16 protein-coding genes are annotated in these 16,757 nt (G+C 71.7%); 7 read left to right on the top strand and 9 right to left on the bottom strand.

Annotation, left to right across the window (positions count from 1 at the left end; translation table 11 throughout):
- Window positions 1–25 precede the first annotated feature (25 nt).
- The gene (locus BC793_RS11225) at window positions 26–310 is read right to left on the bottom strand and encodes a WXG100 family type VII secretion target (RefSeq protein WP_093610899.1); all 285 of its coding nucleotides are present in this window, start codon (window positions 308–310) and stop codon (window positions 26–28) included.
- A gap of 20 nt (window positions 311–330) precedes the next feature.
- Window positions 331–690, bottom strand: coding sequence for a WXG100 family type VII secretion target (locus BC793_RS11220; protein ID WP_239169870.1), 360 nt, complete (start codon window positions 688–690; stop codon window positions 331–333).
- Between the two features lie 202 nt (window positions 691–892).
- On the opposite strand from BC793_RS11220, the gene BC793_RS11215 reads away from it, so the two are divergent.
- Both BC793_RS11215 and BC793_RS49525 read left to right on the top strand, forming a co-directional pair.
- The gene (locus tag BC793_RS11215; protein ID WP_109591995.1) at window positions 893–1,873 is read left to right on the top strand and encodes a hypothetical protein; all 981 of its coding nucleotides are present in this window, start codon (window positions 893–895) and stop codon (window positions 1,871–1,873) included.
- A 4-nt stretch (window positions 1,874–1,877) separates the two neighbouring features.
- On the top strand, window positions 1,878–4,091 hold the full coding sequence (locus tag BC793_RS49525; protein WP_158319229.1) for a hypothetical protein: 2,214 nt from the start codon (window positions 1,878–1,880) through the stop codon (window positions 4,089–4,091).
- On the opposite strand, the gene BC793_RS11205 is transcribed toward BC793_RS49525, so the two are convergent.
- The gene (locus BC793_RS11205; RefSeq protein WP_239169869.1) at window positions 4,077–4,451 is read right to left on the bottom strand and encodes an RDD family protein; all 375 of its coding nucleotides are present in this window, start codon (window positions 4,449–4,451) and stop codon (window positions 4,077–4,079) included. The genes BC793_RS49525 and BC793_RS11205 overlap by 15 nt on opposite strands.
- Window positions 4,452–4,642: 191 nt before the next feature.
- On the opposite strand from BC793_RS11205, the gene glnA reads away from it, so the two are divergent.
- A complete protein-coding gene (gene glnA / locus BC793_RS11200; protein WP_109591989.1) occupies window positions 4,643–6,067 on the top strand; it encodes a type I glutamate--ammonia ligase in 1,425 nt (474 codons plus the stop codon).
- 190 nt (window positions 6,068–6,257) lie between these two features.
- Window positions 6,258–6,575 carry a putative quinol monooxygenase gene (locus tag BC793_RS11195; RefSeq protein ID WP_109591987.1) on the top strand — a complete coding sequence of 106 codons (318 nt, stop codon included), beginning with the start codon at window positions 6,258–6,260 and terminating at the stop codon, window positions 6,573–6,575.
- A 438-nt stretch (window positions 6,576–7,013) separates the two neighbouring features.
- On the opposite strand, the gene BC793_RS11190 is transcribed toward BC793_RS11195, so the two are convergent.
- On the bottom strand, window positions 7,014–7,448 hold the full coding sequence (locus BC793_RS11190) for a hypothetical protein (RefSeq protein WP_109591985.1): 435 nt from the start codon (window positions 7,446–7,448) through the stop codon (window positions 7,014–7,016).
- Between the two features lie 35 nt (window positions 7,449–7,483).
- Here BC793_RS11190 and BC793_RS49520 point away from each other — a divergent pair, with 35 nt between their 5' ends.
- Window positions 7,484–7,639 carry a hypothetical protein gene (locus BC793_RS49520; protein WP_158319228.1) on the top strand — a complete coding sequence of 52 codons (156 nt, stop codon included), beginning with the start codon at window positions 7,484–7,486 and terminating at the stop codon, window positions 7,637–7,639.
- Between the two features lie 24 nt (window positions 7,640–7,663).
- On the opposite strand, the gene BC793_RS11185 is transcribed toward BC793_RS49520, so the two are convergent.
- Window positions 7,664–8,983, bottom strand: coding sequence for a hypothetical protein (locus BC793_RS11185; protein WP_146246233.1), 1,320 nt, complete (start codon window positions 8,981–8,983; stop codon window positions 7,664–7,666).
- 100 nt (window positions 8,984–9,083) lie between these two features.
- Complete coding sequence (locus BC793_RS11180; protein ID WP_158319227.1) at window positions 9,084–9,728, bottom strand: YdcF family protein; 645 nt, start codon at window positions 9,726–9,728, stop codon at window positions 9,084–9,086.
- Between the two features lie 113 nt (window positions 9,729–9,841).
- Here BC793_RS11180 and BC793_RS11175 point away from each other — a divergent pair, with 113 nt between their 5' ends.
- Complete coding sequence (locus BC793_RS11175) at window positions 9,842–12,175, top strand: ATP-binding protein (protein WP_239169868.1); 2,334 nt, start codon at window positions 9,842–9,844, stop codon at window positions 12,173–12,175.
- A 74-nt stretch (window positions 12,176–12,249) separates the two neighbouring features.
- Window positions 12,250–12,939 carry a hypothetical protein gene (locus tag BC793_RS51200; protein ID WP_239169867.1) on the top strand — a complete coding sequence of 230 codons (690 nt, stop codon included), beginning with the start codon at window positions 12,250–12,252 and terminating at the stop codon, window positions 12,937–12,939.
- On the opposite strand, the gene BC793_RS11170 is transcribed toward BC793_RS51200, so the two are convergent.
- The 3 genes from BC793_RS11170 to BC793_RS11160 form a co-directional block, all read right to left on the bottom strand.
- Window positions 12,865–13,626 (bottom strand): ABC transporter permease, encoded by a 762-nt coding sequence (locus BC793_RS11170; RefSeq protein WP_109591979.1) that lies wholly within the window; start codon window positions 13,624–13,626, stop codon window positions 12,865–12,867. The two genes, BC793_RS51200 and BC793_RS11170, sit on opposite strands and share 75 nt — an antisense overlap.
- A complete protein-coding gene (locus BC793_RS11165) occupies window positions 13,623–14,558 on the bottom strand; it encodes an ATP-binding cassette domain-containing protein (protein ID WP_109591977.1) in 936 nt (311 codons plus the stop codon). The genes BC793_RS11170 and BC793_RS11165 overlap by 4 nt, the downstream gene beginning before the upstream one ends.
- Window positions 14,559–14,625: 67 nt before the next feature.
- Window positions 14,626–16,752, bottom strand: a complete 2,127-nt coding sequence (locus BC793_RS11160) for an esterase-like activity of phytase family protein (protein ID WP_109591975.1) — start codon at window positions 16,750–16,752, stop codon at window positions 14,626–14,628.
- Window positions 16,753–16,757: the final 5 nt, after the last annotated feature.

Raw genomic sequence — 16,757 nt, 5'->3', positions numbered from 1 at the left:
CGATCGGGGAAGCGCAGTGGAATGGTCACATGTTGGCGGCGATCTGTGCGTCGACCTGCTGCATCCGCTCGGCTGAGGCGCCGAGTTTGACGCCGACGCTGGCCAGTGCCTGCTTGATCTCGGTGGCGCCCTGGTTCCACTTCTGCCGGGCCTCGTCGCAGGCGGTGCCGGCCGCGCCGGTCCAGTCCTGGGCGAAGAGCTGGGTGAAGGCGGTGTACAGGTCGTTGAGCTGCTGGTCCATCTGGCCCTGGAAGCTGTTGATGGAGGCCGAGGTGTCGGCGATCTGTCCGAAGTTGTAGGTGATGTTCATGATTCTGTCTCCGATTCGGGTCAGCCGCGAAGGGCACTGAGAACGGCGCTGTCGCCACCACCGGTAGCGGCGCCACGGATGGCCTGCGCGGCCTCGTCGTCGTTGACGCCGTACGTCTGCGAGGCGGACGACATCTTGCCGCCGAGCTCGTCCAGCGCCTGCATGATCTTGGCGAGACCGTCGTTGAGCTGCGCCGAGACGTCCTGGAGGGCGTTGTTCGCGGTACCGGCGAAGGCGCCGCCGCTGAGGCCCTGGATCTGGCCGAGCAACTGGGTCATGCCCCGCGAGATGTTCTGACCGGTGTCGGAGCACCGGGTCGCCATGGAGTTGAGCTGTTCCTGAGTGGCATGGACCTGACCCATGCCCGGCGTTCCTGCCACGATCTCTCCCCGATTCTCGTGTCCGGCGTTCCGGTCCGGTCCGCCAGTGGGTTATGCCTCTCCGTACGCCATCGGTCCGGAGTCGGTTCGAAGCTTTTTCAAATGAATCTCGTCGAACCTGATCCGGGATGCGCGCGTACTCTCCAACGTCACCAGAATCAATTGATCAATTGCGGTGACGTTATCGACGGGGGAGGGCGTGATGGCCGCAGACAATCCCTACGCGGAGCAGACCGCGAAGAACATGGGCGCGCCGTGGCTGGGCGGCGGGCCGGCGGTCGACGTGGACCTGGACGGGCTCCGGGCGTACGCGGCCTCTCTGGCGGGTCAGCAGGCCGACGTCGCGGCCCGCGCGGCGTATCTGCGGCCGCTCGGTGAGATTCCGGGGCAGGCGTTCACCGGTGAGGTGCTGGGCGAGGCGGACGCGGTCCGGGCCCGGCTGGTGGCGAACGCCGGCGAGCTGACCGTCTACCTGCAGAAGCTGGCCGAGTCGGTCGGCAACATCGGCAGTGCCGCGCGCACGGTCGCGGACAGCTACGGATCCGGCGACGCGGTCGGTGCGGCCTCGCTCAACGACGTTCTCTTCGCGTACGGCGACGTGACGGTCCCGCGCCCGGCCGGGCTTCCCGCCGGGGTCGGCACCACGTTCCGGGAGCAGCAGTCGGCGCTGGCCGCACTGCCCCCGGCCGCGGACAGCCGCGACTGGACGGTGACCGCGAACGTCCCGCTCTCGGCCTACCAGTCGATGCAGACGGCGACCGGCCCGAGCGGGGAGCGCCGCGAGGTGCTGACGTTCACGCCGCCGGGCGGGGCGACGACGGTCACGACCACGATCTTCGGCCGCGACGGCGAGACGGTGTCGTCGGTGACCACCCGCACGTCGACCCGGGTCACCGGCGGTGCGGAGATCACCGTTCAGGAGAGCTTCGGGGCCGACGGCAGACCGACCGGTACGACCGAGACACGCACCGAGTTCGACGGTGACCGGGTGGTCGGCCACAGCACCGAGGTCCGCGACGGGGCGGGCGAGACCGTGCACCGGACGGTGGAGAGCACCGACCCGGCGACCCGCGAGCAGGTCCAGGTCGTCTCGGAACGTGATGAGGAGGGCGACCTCGTGGAGAAGAACCGGATCGTGACCGGCATCGCCACCAGTGGTGGCCGGCACCAGGCGATCGGCTGAGACGATGGCTGACCACTACGGTTTCACCGCCAACCCGAACTACGGGTACAGCCCGTACAGCGGGCAGACCCACTACGGCAGCTATCCGCCGTCGACGCTGCCGTACACGGCGCCGCCCGGACCGGGCAACCCGGACACCGTCGAGCAGATCTCGGTACGGATCCGGAACATGCACCCGGAGGAGATGGCGGCGCTCGCCGACCAGTGGCAGAACGCGTGGGCGTTCCTGGCCGACGTCCGCGGTTTCCTGATCGGGCAGAGCAACGTGCTGCGCGACGAGTCGTGGCAGTCGCCGGCCGCCCGGGACGCGTTCCTGAAGATGGGTCCCGGCGAGACGCTGGCCTACCTGGACATGTGGATGGACGCCGCCCAGCAGAACGTCACCGCGCTGCGGCACCTGGTCAACGTCTCCACCGAGGCCCGGTACGCGATGACCCGCCTGGAGGCCGACTACCGGCGGGAGTTGACGGCGGCGACCGACGTCAGCTTCCTGGAGAACCTGGAGGCATGGGTGACCGAGGGCCAGGGCTGGGACGCCGCGGCCCAGGAGTTCGTCTCCGAGGAGCAGGCGGCGGTCCGCGACCGGTACCGGATCGAGGCACAGCGGCTGGCCCAGCACTACGGCGATCAGTTCTTCGACTACATCGCGGTGCTGTCCAACGGGTCCGGTCCGCCGGTGCAACCGATGAACGCCGTGCTCAACCAGCCCGGTGGCGGGCCCGGCCTCGGTGGTCCGGGCGAGCTCGGCGGTCCGGGGCAGACCACTCCGGCGCTGCCGGTCGTGCCGGTCGGGAACACGCCGCCCGGGGTCGAACTGCCGGGCCGGAACCCGCCCCAGGGTCTGGTGCCCCCGGGTGTGCAACTTCCGCAGCCTGGTGTCGTACCCCCGGGGTCCCTGCCGCCCGGTGTCACACCTCCCGGGACCCTGCCGCCGGGCGTCCCGCTGCCGCAACCCGGTGGTGCCCTGCCGCCCGGTGTCCTGCCGCCGCCGGCGACGCTGCCGCCGGGGACGCCACCGCTGCCGGTTCCGGGCACTGTTCCCGGTGCCGTTCCCGGCACCGTGCCGCCGGGAACCGGTGGGCCGACGGTGATCCCGCCCGGCACCGCGCGGCCCGGCCCCCCGTCGCAGGTGGGCCGGCCCGGTCGCGGCCCGAACGTGGTGATTCCGCCCGGCGGGCTGCCGCCCGGGCGCACGATCCGGCGGCCGTCGGGACCGGTCGTGCCGGCGATTCCTCCCGGTGGCGGCCGGGAGATCCGGCGCACCGGCCCGGCGGCCGTCCCCGCACCGACCGGGCGTCCCGGCCAGCGGCCCACCCGGACCGCTCCGGGTGTCACCCCGCCGCCGCAGACCGGCGGCCCGGGACGCACCACCCCCGGTGTCACCCCGCCGCCGCCCACCAGCCGGCCCGGCCGTACGACGCCCGGTGTCACTCCGCCGCCGGCCACCGCACGGCCCGGCCGCGGTACACCCGGTGTCACCCCGCCGCCGACGCCCGGACGGACCGGCGACCGGCGGGCCCGGCCCGGCGCGACGACCCCGCTCCCGCAGACCCCGAACGGCGGGCCGCCCCGGAACACGCCCGGGGTCACTCCCCCGCCGCCCACGCCGGGACGGCCCGGGGACCGCGGGCGTCCCGGGGGGCCCGGCCGTCCGCCGGGAACGAACACCTTCGGCCCGCCGCCCACGCCGGCCGCTCCGCCCGTACTGAAGAATCCGGTCGACGATCGCAGCACGCGGCCCGGAAGCGCCGCGGAGACCCGGCGCCCCACCGCCGCGCAGCGGCCCGGCGGCACCGCGCCGCCGGTGCTGAACCGGCCGGTCTCGCCGGCCGCTCCCCCGCCCTACCGGCCGCCGCGCGCGGACCGCGGGCCGACCGCCTGGTCGGACATGTTCGGCGCGGAGTCCGCCCGCCGGCGGGCCGGCGACGGTGTCATCGACGCGCCGGAACGCGCCCGCCCGGACGGCGGCCCGTGGGGTCTGCGCAGCCGTGCGGCCACCCGGCCGGAGGACGCCGCCGAGCCGAACCGGCCCGGCACGGTCGCGCCGGAGCTGGGCAAACGGCGAGGCGGCGGCGAACCGATCCCGGTTCACTCACCCGGCGATCCGATCACCGACGATCAGGCGTTCGGGGTACGCACACCCGGCGGCGGTGTGGTGACGGGACGCGGTGACGACCATCCGGAGCAGGACATCGGCCGTGCGCTACGGGGCCGGTGACCGGGGCACCGCCACCACCATCGACCCGGCGGCGCGGTCGTGCAGGCCCCGGCCCTGACCGTTCAGGATGATCGCCGGGACGAAGAGGCCGAGCAGCACCGCCCGCAGCAGCCCCCGGCCGAGGCCGAGGACCCCACCGTCCGGATAGGAGACACAGCGGACCCGGAGCAGGCGCATGCCGGGCGTCTGGCCGAACAGCCCGAGGAAGAAGGTGTTGGCGAGGACCAGGACGAGCACCGCCGGCCACGCCTTCTCGGCCGGGGTCGCGTAGAGCCCGGCGATCAGCAGACAGAGCACCCAGTCGATCACGAGCGCGCCGAGCCGCGGGCCGAGCCCGGCAGCCTCGTTCAAAGCAACCACGGGTGCCGAGGGTACGCGATATGGTCCGGTTGACCGGGTCGCGCTCTCGCCGTGCCTGCTCCACGCACTACGTAACACGGCAGAAACAATAGGGATACGCCGGGGCAACCCCGGACCCATAACGTCGCGACCAGCCTTGCCAGGTGGCGGCTCATGCCGCCCGGTATCGGAAAACTGTGCCAGGAGGACGTGTGTTCGCCAATCCCGAGGAACTCCTGCGATACCTCAAAGACGAGGACGTCAAGTTCGTCGACGTACGTTTCTGTGACCTCCCGGGTGTGATGCAGCACTTCAACATCCCGGTCGAGTCGTTCGACGACAGTGTGGTGACCGACGGCCTCGCCTTCGACGGATCCTCGATCCGCGGGTTCCAGGCCATCCACGAATCCGACATGATGCTGCTCCCGGACGTGGCGACCGCGTTCGTGGACCCGTTCCGGATCCAGAAGACCCTCGCGCTGAACTTCTTCATCCACGACCCGTTCACCCGCGAGGCCTACTCCCGCGACCCGCGGAACGTGGCGAAGAAGGCCGAGGCCTACCTGGCCGCCAGCGGCATCGCCGACACCGCCTACTTCGGTGCCGAGGCCGAGTTCTACATCTTCGACTCGATCCGCCACGAGACCTCCGCGCACCAGTCGTTCTACTACATCGACTCGATCGAGGGCGCCTGGAACTCCGGCCGCGAGGAGGAGGGCGGCAACAAGGGCTTCAAGACCGCCTACAAGGGTGGCTACTTCCCGGTCTCCCCGGTCGACCACTACAGCGACCTGCGTGACGCCATGGTGCGCCGCCTGATCGACACCGGCTTCACCGTCGAGCGCTCGCACCACGAGGTCGGCACCGCCGGCCAGGCCGAGATCAACTACAAGTTCTCGACGCTGCTGCACGCCGGCGACCAGATGCAGCTGTTCAAGTACATCATCAAGAACACCGCCTGGGAGCACCGCAAGACGGCGACGTTCATGCCGAAGCCGCTCTTCGGTGACAACGGCTCCGGCATGCACACCCACCAGAGCCTGTGGCTGAACGGCGAGCCGCTGTTCTACGACGAGACCGGCTATGCCGGCCTGTCCGACATGGCCCGCTGGTACATCGGCGGCCTGCTGCACCACGCGCCGTCGCTGCTCGCGTTCACCAACCCGACCGTCAACTCGTACCGGCGCCTGGTGCCCGGCTACGAGGCCCCGGTCAACCTGGTCTACTCGCAGCGCAACCGCTCAGCCTGCACCCGCATCCCGGTTACCGGCAGCAACCCGAAGGCCAAGCGCATCGAGTTCCGCGTGCCGGACCCGTCGTCGAACCCGTACCTGGCGTTCTCGGCCCAGATGATGGCCGGCCTCGACGGCATCAAGAACAAGATCGAGCCCCCGGCCCCGATCGACAAGGACCTCTACGACCTCCCGCCGGAGGAGTGGGGCGACGTCAAGCAGGTGCCGGGTTCGCTCGACGCCGTGCTCAACTCCCTAGAGGCCGACCACGAGTTCCTCACCGCCGGTGGCGTCTTCACCGACGACCTGATCTCCACGTGGATCGACTACAAGCGCACCAACGAGATCGACCCGGTCCGGCTCCGCCCGACCCCGCACGAGTTCGAGATGTACTACAACGTCTGACGTCGACCCTGGGTCTGACCGGCGGGTTCACTCGCCGGTCTGATCCTGGGCCCCACGCGGGCACGACGTGAGGAACGGCGGTCATGCCCGGCTCCCAGCCGGTGTGGCCGCCGTTTCGCGTACGCCGAGCGCGCCGTCGGCCGGCGACCGGGTGCGGTCCGGGACGTCCGACCACCGGAAGGGAACCATCATGAGCAGGGGATTCGGGCTGGTCGTGCGCTTCACGGCGCGTGACCTGGATGCGGTGCGGGGCTTCGACGACCTGGTCCGGAGGACTGTCACCGGCATCCGGGAGCGCGAGCCGGGCACACTCGCCTATGTCGTACATTCCGTCCCGGAGGAGCCGTTGGTCCGGGTCTTCTACGAGCTGTACGCGGACCGCGATGCCTTCGAAGCGCACGAGCAGCAGCCGCACACCAAGGTGTTCCTTGAAGAGCGGCATCAGTACCTCGCCGCCACCGAGGTCACCTTCCTGAACGCGGAATTCGGAAAGGGCCCGGCACAGTAGTGACCCCAAGGAGCGCCGAGCATCCGGTACGTCGCAGTTAGAGGGGGGCGTGCAGCCGGTGAACCACCCGGACGTGATTCGATCGGGGCCCGGCGGGCCCCGAAGATCATCCGGCCCAACCAGGGCACAACCCAACTCGAAACCACGACGGAAGCGCACGCAACGCTTGTGTGGGCTCCTGTCGCTCCCATCACCCCGATGAACGCACGCAATCGACGGATCGTGTGCGCCTAGGCCTGCCAGAGCGAGGCGAGAGCCCACGTTGAGCGATGGTGTGCGCTGATCGACGTGCCCGGCGTGCCCGGCAGTCATGTGAAGACGGGCGGCGGCGATGCCGGCTCGGGGTGAGCCGGGCTTGGGTGGAGCCCTTCAGAGACCGCGACGCCTCACGGTTGCTGGACCGGCACGGCCTCCGCCTGATACCAGACCGAAGGCCCTCTAACCGGTCACCCGGTGGACGAGTGGGTCCGGCCGGCCGATCAGGGCCGGGTTGCCGACCGGGCGGACGGCGCCGTCCGTGCGGGTGTAGCGCTGGGCGAGCAGCAGACCGTGGTCCTGGCCGATCTCGTACCCCTCGACGAAGACGGCCTCGCTGCGTTCGCCCTGGTGGGTGTAGTAGCCGTCCCATGCCAGGACGACGCAGGTGACACCTGCCTCGACGGTCTGCAGGGCGGCTCGGCCGGCGTCCTGGCACTCCTGGAGGTTGGAGCCGTCGCCGGAGACGTACCGGGTCAGGCCGCGACCGCTCGCGCTGTCGAAGAAGGCGAACGGGGTGAATCCGGCCGGGGAGATGCCGGCGTTCTCCACCGCGTAGTCGAGGGCCGCGAAGATCAGGTCCTCGCTGGCGCGGCTGATGTCGTCGAAGGCGCTCACCCGGGGCATTGTTCCAGGCGCCCACACTGGGACGCATGGAGCTGTTTCTCTTCTTGTCCCTGATCGGTGTGATCGCGGTGAGCGCCCTGGTCGTCGCTCTCCGGACCCGTACGGCGCCGCCCCTTCCGCCGGCCGACGACCTGCCCGATTCTCCGTCCAGGTACCGCGGTGGTACGACACCCGGCGCCTGACGTGGGTGGAACGCTGCCCGCCGGTCAGCTGCCGGTCGACGGGGCGGCGCCCGGCGGCGGATCGCCGGAGCCGATCGGCGCTTCGAGGATCGCCGCCATGAGTTCGGCGGGCAGTCCCGGGTTGGCGGCGGCGGCCGTCGCGGTCTCCGGGTCCTCGAGGAGTTCCAGCAGCCGCTGGAGGGACAGCCGCGTGTCGTGGGCGGCCCAGCTCCGGACACCGGGGTGCTCGTCCCGGCTGAGGCGTTCGATCAGTTCGGCCGGGGCCCGGCGGTCGAGGACGACGAGGGCGCGTGCACCCCAGTGCGGTGAGTCCGCGTACCCGGTGAGGTCGGCGCCGACGATCGCCGGATGCGACAACAATTCGCCGCGGGTGATGACGCGGGCCTCCAGGTAGGTGCGCACGACGAGGTCCGTCGGTACGGCCTCCTGGTTCTCGCAGAGGAGCAACCGAACCGGGAAGTCGTCGTCGGCGGCGAGTTCCGCGATCTGGTCGGTGGTCAGTCTCGTGTTGCAGGCGGCGCTGCGGCGCAGTCCCGGGTGCGCCGAGGACACGCAGCGTTGCAGTTGCGCACCGTCGGCGGCGAGGACCCAGTCGAGGCGGGGTAGACGGTCGTGCGTGGACACCTGGTAGCCGATCGCGGCGCGTTCGGCTTCGCTGAGTTCGGGCCGCATCGAGACGTACGTGCGGACCCGCGGGTCGGGATCCGCGGACAGGGTCACGATGACGTCGGCGGGCAGGTCCGGTTCGAGTGCGATGTCCCGCCGCTCCCAGGGCGAGTCACCGGCGGCGATCGTCCGGGCCCGTTCGGCGGTCATCGGTTCCGGCTCCGATGTGGCCCGTGCCCAGGCGGCGAGCTCTTCGTCGTCGGCGGCGGCGAACGCGGCCACGGCGGCGCGTGACAGCTCCGTCGGGAAGTAGAGCGGCAGCCGTCGTCTCACGGCGGGATGTTCGGCGATCTTCCGGTACGCCCATCCGGGCAGCGGCTCCGAACGCGCGGCGAACGGTCCCTCCAGGAGGGCCATGAGAACGTGGAGGTCGGGATCGTCGATCATCCTGATCCGCTGGCCCGCGGTGACGCGAGGACACCGGGCGAGCATTTCGCGGAGCCGTACGTCGGGGTGGGCGGCGACGATGTCGAAGAGTTCATCGGACCAGTCGCGCCCGTACATCACGTGGACGATGTCGGCGGCGGGGTGTTCCAGGATCCGCGGCACCAGGGTGTCCGGCAGAGCCGGGTTGCGGGACAGGCCTTGCACCCGGGCGTGTGTCGTCTCGTCGTTCCAGGACAGGCGGGCCTCGTCGATCAGCAGGGCGTCCTCCTCGGTCACATCGATGACGGACACTGACCTTACGGACGATTCCGCAGTCGGCACACGGTCTTTCACCCGAGTGACCGGGGACGGTGGGCGGCACTAAGCTGAAGACGATTCGCCGTGTGGTCCTTCAGTAGTAGGACCGTTTCCCCAGGAGCCCGGCGAGGTGCCAGAGGCGTGCGGCCCGGTGGGTGGCTGCCGCGATGGCGGCGGGTGGGTCGGCGGGCAGTGCCGCGGTGATCAGACGGCTCACCGGGGCGGCCAGCGGGTTCTCGTGGGGTGCGCCACCGGGGGCGACGACGCCCAGGTAGGGGCGGCGCAGCGTGCGCGGGGCGATCACCGCCAGGATGCGGCGCAGGTGGGCGCGCTGGGAGACGACGGCGACGGGACGGTCGTCACCGAAGTGGCCCTCGTGTTCGGCCCGGAGCAGGTTGGTGACGGTGTCGACGGAGTGCCGTTCGACGCGGAGCACCGCCGGGTCGGCGCCCGCGGACAGCAGCCAGGCGCGCATCAGGTCGGCTTCGGGGACGCCCTGGAAGGTCTCCCCGGCCACCTGCCGGAGGGTCCCTTTGCGATCGGCCGGTGACTTGTAGCCGGAGCAGACGACGACCCCGCGGTCGAGGAACGTGTGCAGAGCCAGGGCGGTACGGCAGCGGTCGGCGCCGCCGGGAGTGAGCCCGGAGGCGTCGTGGTTCCGGCCGTGGCCCGGCACCAGGACGTGCACCACCTGATCGAGCGTCAGGCCGGGTGTCCCGGGAAGCACCTCGAACTCCACAAGATCAGTCTGCCAGTGAGCCGGTGCGGACCCCACCGAAGGCGAAGCCGGGCCGAGGACCACCGGCGGTGCCGGACTGTCTGGGGAGGCCCGCGGACGGCAGAATCTACCGGGTGGAGATCGCGGTGCTCGGGCCGGTCGAGGTTCGGGACGGGGACGGGTCGCTCCTGCCGGTGGCGGGAGCGCGGTTGCGTACCCTCGTGGTCCTGCTCGCCCTGGACGCGAACCGGGAGGTGACCGCGGGCCGGCTGATCGACGGCGTCTGGGGGGACGCACCGCCGGCGGCCGCGGCGAACGCGTTGCAGGCGCTGGTCTCCCGGTTGCGGCGGGCCGTGCCGGGTCTGGCCGTGGCCGCCACCCCGGCCGGATATCGCCTGGTCACCGACCCGGAGACGGTCGACGCGCACCGGTTCGCCCGGCTGGTGGCGGAGGATCCGGCGAAGGCTCTCGGGCTGTGGCGCGGTGATCTGGAGTTTCCCGAGGTGGCGCGGCCGGAGGCGGTGCGGCTGGCGGGCCTGCGGCTGGCCGCCCGGCGGGCCCGGCTGGCCGGGGAGATGGCCTGGCGGGATGTGGTTCCCGAGCTGGAGGCGCTGGTCGCGGCGCATCCGCTGGACGAGTCGCTGGCCGCGCTGTTGATCCGGGCGTTGCGGGTCGCCGGGAACCGGGGCCGGGCGCTGGACGTCTTCGAGCAGGCCCGCCGGCGGCTGGGCGGGCAGCTCGGGGTGGATCCGTCGGCCGAGCTGGCCGGACTGCACCTGGAGCTGCTGCGGGAGACCGATGTCCGGGAGGGCAATCTGCCGGCCGAGGTGAGCAGTTTCGTCGGCCGGGCCGCCGACGTGCGCGCGGTGCGCGCCCTGATCGCCGGGCACCGGCTGGTCACCCTGACCGGTCCGGGCGGCAGCGGCAAGACCCGGCTGTCGGTCGAGGTCGGCGGTGCGGTTCCGGGTGCGGTGTGGCGGGTGGAGCTCGCTCCGGTACGGGACCCGGCCGAACTGCCGCAGACGATCCTGTCCGCGTTGCGCCTGGGTGGTCCGGCGCTGCGCCGCACGGAGCCGGTCACGCCGCTGGCCCGGCTGCGGGACGCGCTGGCCGGCCGGGACATGCTGCTCGTGCTGGACAACTGTGAGCACCTGATCGAGGCCGCCGCCGAGGTGGCCGACGTGCTGCTGCGGGCCGCGCCGGGGCTGCGGCTGCTGGCGACCAGCCGGGAACCGCTGGGCATCGCGGGTGAGCGGCTGTTCCCGGTGGAGCCGCTGGCCCTGCCGCCGGCCGACGCCGATCCGGTGGCGGCGGCCGCGTCGCCGGCTGTCCAACTGCTCCTGGACCGGACCTCCCACTTCACGCTGACCAGCGAGAACACCGAGCCGGTGGTACGGATCTGCCGCGCTCTGGACGGCATGCCGCTGGCCATCGAGCTGGCCGCCGCCCGGCTGCGTACTCTGCCCGCGGCGGTTCTCGCGGACCGGCTGGCCGACCGGTTCCGGCTGCTGACCGGCGGCAGCCGCACCGCCCTCCCCCGGCACCGAACACTGCGCGCGGTCGTCGACTGGAGCTGGGATCTGCTGTCCGGCGACGAGCGGCGGGTGTGGCGGCGGCTGGCGATGCTGCCCGGTGGGGCGGACGTGACCGCGGTGGAGTGGGTCTGCGGGCCCGACCTGGATCCGCCGGCCGCCCTGGTCGACAAGTCGCTGCTGGTCCTGGGCCCGGACGGGCGGTACCGGATGTTGGAGACGATCCGTGAGTACGGGCTGGAGCGCCTGGCCGAGGCGGGTGAGACCGAGGCGGTACGGCGTACTCTGATCGCCCATCTGATCGACCTGGCGCGGGAGGCCGAGCCGCATCTGCGTCGCGCCGACCAGCTGGTCTGGTTGCGCCGTCTCCGCGCCGAACACGACAACATGCACGCGGCCGTGCGGGACGCGATCGCCGCGGGCGACCGGGCGAACGCGGTGACGCTGGCGGCGAACCTGGGCTGGTACTGGTGGCTGAACGGGCACCGGACCGAGGGCGCACGGCTCTGTGCCGAGCTGATCGCCGTGCCGGGGCCGGCCGATCAGGCCGATCTGGCGCTGGTGCACGTGTTCGCCGCGCTCAACGGTGTCGAGGGCCCGATGGAGTTCGACGAGGTGAAGATCCTTTTCCGGGCCGGTGAGCGGCTCGCCGTGGGGGTGCAGGACCGGCATCCGGCGTTGCGCCTGCTCAGCCCGCTCGCGGCGATCTATTCGCAGGCGCCGGACGAGGCCCGGTACGGCGGGGCGGAGCGGCTCGCCGAGGACCCGGATCCGTGGTTGCGGGCCATCTCGCGGATGCTGGTCGGTCAGGTGCGCCTGAACCTGGGCGAGCCGGCGGCCGCGGCCGAGGCGATCTGCGGGACGCGCTCGCCGGGTTCCGTACGGTCGGGGACCGCTGGGGTGTCGGTTTCACGCTCAGTTCGCTGGCCGACCTGACCGCGGCGCGCGGTGACTTCGCTCAGGCGCTGGGCTGGCAGCGGGAGGCGCTGGCGCTGCTGGAGGAGGTGGGTATGCGGGAGGACCTGCCGCAGCTCGCCGTGAAGACGGCCCATCAGGTGTGGTTGAGTGGCGAGCCGGAGGAGGCGCGCCGGCTGCTGAAACGGGCCCGTGAGTTCGCCCGTGAGGTGGGCATCCCCGAGGTGATGGCGTCGGTGCACCACTGTCACGCGGTGATCGCCCTGGCCGAGGACGATCTGGACGCGGCGCGGGAGCACAACGCGACGGCGATCCGGCTGATCGACAAGTCGACGTTCGCGCCGCAGTTCCGGGCCATGGCGCACAGCACGGCGGCCCTGATCGAGGGGGCCGCCGGGAATCTGCCGGAGGCCCGGGCCGGCCATCGGACGGCGATCCGGGTCGCGGTGGACTCGAACGACTCGCCGGTGGTCGCGCAGGTGCTGGCCGGGATCGCGGATCTGGCGCTGCGGGAGGGCGAGCCGGGCCGGGCCGCCTACCTGCTGGGTGCGGCGGACGCGGTGCGCGGTTCCGGGGACCGGACGGTCGAGCAGGCGGAACGGACCTTCCGCGAGGCCCGCGCCGCGCTGGGCGACGCGGGCTTCGACGCGGCCTATCACCGGGGTGACGCGGTGACCATGGCGACCGCGTTCGGCGCGGCCGGCCTGGAATCAGATGCGTCGGCGGAAGGCCCGGACCGAGAGCGGGGCGAAGACCAGCAGGAAACCCGCCGCCCAGAGCAGTGACCGCGTGACCGGCCCGGCGACCGGGCCACCGCTGAGCAGCCCGCGGGCCGCGTCGGCGAGGACGGTGGTCGGGTTGACGTCGGCGAAGGCGCGCAGCCAGTCCGGCATGGTGTCCGGGTCGACGAACGCGCCGCTGACGAAGGTGATCGGGAAGAGCAGCACGAACCCGAAGATCTGCACCTTCTCCGGCTCGCTGACCAGCATCGCCACCAGCACCGACATCCAGGACGCGGCGAAGGCGAACCCGAGCAGCAGGGCGAACGCGGCGAGCACCTCGGCCGGGCCGGTCTCGATCCGGAAGCCGAGCGCCAGGCCGAGACCGAGCAGCAGGGCGATCGCCCAGGCCTGCTTGATCACGTCGGCGACGATGCGGCCGGCCAGCGGCGAGAACCGGGCGATCGGCAGGGACCGGAGCCGGTCGAAGACACCTTTGCTGATGTCGGTGTTCAGGCCGACGCCGGTGTTCAGGGTGGCGAAGAGCAGGTTCTGCACGATGATGCCGGGCAGGGCGTAGGTCAGGTACTCCCCCGGGGTGTCCGCGATCGCACCGCCGAACACGTAGGTGAACAGCAGCAGGAACATGATCGGCTGGACGCTGAAGTCGAACAGCTCGAACGGGTTGTGCTTGATCTGCACGAGGGTCCGCCAGGCCAGCGTGGCGGTGTTGCGCAGGGCCATCGTGGTCATGAGCGCTCCCCGGTCAGGCTCAGGAAGACCTCGTCGAGGCTGGGGCTGCGCAGGGCCAGTTCGGCCACGGTCAGGCCGTGCTCGTCCAGGTCACGGACCAGTTTGGCGAGGGCTCCGGGGTCGCTGACGGGAGCGGTGACGACCTCGCCGGTCACGTCGACCGGCCCGATCGCGACCCGGGCCACCGCCTCACCGATCAGGCCCAGCTCGCCGGCGTCGGACGGCCGGACGGTGACGGTCTGCGCCCCGGCCCGGGCCTTGAGCTGGGCGGGGGTGCCGGTGGCGATGACCCGGCCGTGGTCGATCACCACGATCTCGCCGGCCAGCCGGTCGGCCTCGTCGAGGTACTGGGTGGTCAGCAGCACCGTGGTGCCGTCGGCGACGAGGCCGCGGACGATGTCCCACACCTCGTTGCGGCTGCGCGGGTCCAGGCCGGTGGTGGGCTCGTCCAGGTAGAGCACCCGCGGGTCGCCGACCAGGCTGGCCGCCAGGTCGAGGCGGCGGCGCATGCCACCGGAGTACTTTCCGGCGGCCCGCCCGGCGGCGTCGGTGAGCTCGAAGCGGGCCAGCAGGGCGGCGGCCCGGGCGCGGGCGGCCCGGCGGGACAGGCCGAGCAGCCGCCCGATCATGAGGAGGTTCTCGGTGCCGTTCAGGGTCTCGTCGACCGAGGCGTACTGGCCGGTCAGCCCGATCAGGCCGCGGACCTCGTGCGGCTGCCGGACGACGTCGAAACCGCCGACCGCCGCGTGCCCGGCGTCCGGGCGGATCAGGGTGGCCAGAACCCGGACGGCGGTGGTCTTCCCGGCCCCGTTCGGCCCCAGCAGACCGAGGACCGTGCCCGGGCGCACGGCCAGGTCGACGCCGTCCAGGGCGGTGGTGTCGCCGAAGCGTTTCACCAGCCCTTCGGCGTGGATCGCATAGGTGGTGTCCATGCCGGACACCGTGCTCCCCGGTGCTGACATGGCGCTGATACGAGGATCAGCGCCATGTCAGGTCGCGTCAGAGCAGCCGGCCCAGATCCAGGAAGACCGTCTCGCCGGTGGCGTCGTCCAGGCCGTCGTTGTCGGTGACGGCGTAGGTGCGGCCGTTCCCGGCGACGGCGAGACCCTCGACCTTGTCCTGCACCCAGCCACCGTCCGCCCGCAGCAGCGGCAGCAGGTCCTTGACCGGCTTCTTCGACACGATCGGGGTACCGGTCCAGGAGGCCGGGACGTCGAACGTGGCGATCCGCTTGATCGCGGCGAGGGTGCCGCGCTGGTTGTCGCGCTCGATCACGGCGAACGTGTTCGCGTCGACGGCGACCAGCTCGGACAGGCCGACCCAGCCGGTGGGGGCGGTGTCGAGCGGGTAGAGCAGCCACGACCAGGTCCGGGTGACCGTGTCGTAACGGCCGATCCGGGCGGTGTTCGCCGGGTCGCCCTTGATCGTGCGCTGGACGGCCACCCATACCGCACCGCCGACCTCGGCGACACCTTCCAGGCCGTTAGCGGTGACCGCGGCCGCCACGTCGGCGGGGAGCGGGATCTCCTCCCGTACGCGGGCGCGCGCGTCGAGGCGTACCAGAAGGTCGGGGTCCTTGCCGGCACCGGTGCCCTCGACCGCCAGCCAGTAGCCGCCCGCCTTGCGCACCACCAGGCCTTCGGCGTCGTAGCCGACCGGTGTTCCGTCCTTGGTGACGGTCAGCTCGCCGTCGATGACGCCGCCGGTGGTGAGGCCGAGGACGCGGGTCGGCGAGTAGACCGCGTCGGTGACGGCGGCGAGCCGGTGCGGGCGGCCGGGAACCGCCGAGAGAGCGGAGAGCGCGCCCCACGGGATGTCGTTCCTCGAGACGACGGGCGTGTTCTTCGGGGAGCCGAAGCCGAAGACCTGGACGGTGCCGCGGATGCCGATCGAGGGGTCCTCCTCCTCGGAGGAGACGACGACCAGGTTGCGCGACGGGACCGCGACGACCCCCTCGGGGCCGTTGGTGGTCGGCAGGAGCTGCCTGAACCTGGGTTTCGCCGGATTCGACACGTCGTAGACGGCGGTGAAGTTCCCGCGCTCGGCGTTCACGAAGACGTACGGGGTCCGGTTCAGGACGGCGAAGGCGACGTTCTCGGCCTCGATGCCCTTGGCGTCGGAGCGTTTGTCCGGATACTGACCGTGGGCGACGGCGATGTGTTCGAGGCTGTTGCCGGCGTCCCAGACCACTGTGCCGGTCTTCTTGCTGAAGATCGACCAGCCGCGGGAGCCGCCCTCGTAGTCGCCCTCGTTGGCGGTGGCGAACAGGTCGTCGTTGATCCAGGCGACACCGTCGGGCTCGCGTTTCGCGGTGATCGTGCCGGACAGTTCGATCTTGTCGTCATCCTCGGTGTCGACTCCGGTGACGGTGACCGCGCCGGCGTCGATACTGCGGACGATCCTGCCGGTGCGCAGGTCGACCACGGCGAGGTGGTTGTTCTCCTGGAGCGAGACGACGGCCTCGTCGCGGGAGTTGACGCTGACGTACTCCGGCTCGGGATCGGTCGGGGCCAGGGTGCTCAGACCGGACAGATCAACCCGGGAGACCTTCCAGGTCCGGGTGTCGACCACGGCGAGCCAACCGGCCGGGGCCTGCGGGATCGCGCCGTCGTCGAGGTCCTCGTCGCGCTCGTTCTCGATGGCGACGGCGATGTAGCGGCCGCTCGGGGCGACGGCGACCGAGTCCGGCTGGCCGCCGAGGTCGATCTCCCTCGTCACCGCGCGGGACGAGGCGTCGATCACGACGAGCTTGCCGGACGGCTCGGTGAAGCTGGTCCGGGTGTTCACGCCGGCGAGCAGCAGCCGGCCCAGATGCGCCACCGAGGTGGGCTCACCGCCGACGGCGAGGGTGCCGGCCGGCTTCGGCGCCGACGGGTTGCTGATGTCGACGAAGCCGAGGCGCCGGCCCGGGCTGTCGGTGTAGACGACCGTGCGGCCGTCGTCGGTGACGGTGGAGATCTCGGCCGCCGCGGTGTCGTCGATCGACGAGTTCAGGTAGGCCGGAAAGGTGGAGAGCCGGCGGAATTCTTCGGGGCGGCCGTGCGCGGCCGCCGCGGTGGGCACGGCGCCCACGGCGGCCACGGCCACGACGGAGACGACCGCCGAGGTGGTACGGCGTAGAGACATGCGCT

Source organism: Actinoplanes xinjiangensis (assembly GCF_003148685.1).
GTDB lineage: Bacteria > Actinomycetota > Actinomycetes > Mycobacteriales > Micromonosporaceae > Actinoplanes > Actinoplanes xinjiangensis.
Note: the sequence above shows the minus strand (reverse complement) of the source record. Positions and strands in the feature narration are given on the sequence as shown.

Bases quoted from the DNA above. Each gene is read 5' to 3' on its own strand.
- BC793_RS11225 (WP_093610899.1), bottom strand. From the start codon at position 310: ATGAACATCACCTACAACTTCGGACAGATCGCCGACACCTCGGCCTCC.
- BC793_RS11215 (WP_109591995.1), top strand. From the start codon at position 893: ATGGCCGCAGACAATCCCTACGCGGAGCAGACCGCGAAGAACATGGGC.
- BC793_RS49525 (WP_158319229.1), top strand. From the start codon at position 1,878: ATGGCTGACCACTACGGTTTCACCGCCAACCCGAACTACGGGTACAGC.
- BC793_RS11195 (WP_109591987.1), top strand. From the start codon at position 6,258: ATGAGCAGGGGATTCGGGCTGGTCGTGCGCTTCACGGCGCGTGACCTG.
- BC793_RS49520 (WP_158319228.1), top strand. From the start codon at position 7,484: ATGGAGCTGTTTCTCTTCTTGTCCCTGATCGGTGTGATCGCGGTGAGC.
- BC793_RS51200 (WP_239169867.1), top strand. From the start codon at position 12,250: ATGCGGGAGGACCTGCCGCAGCTCGCCGTGAAGACGGCCCATCAGGTG.
- BC793_RS11170 (WP_109591979.1), bottom strand. From the start codon at position 13,626: ATGACCACGATGGCCCTGCGCAACACCGCCACGCTGGCCTGGCGGACC.
- BC793_RS11165 (WP_109591977.1), bottom strand. From the start codon at position 14,558: ATGGACACCACCTATGCGATCCACGCCGAAGGGCTGGTGAAACGCTTC.
- BC793_RS11160 (WP_109591975.1), bottom strand. From the start codon at position 16,752: ATGTCTCTACGCCGTACCACCTCGGCGGTCGTCTCCGTCGTGGCCGTG.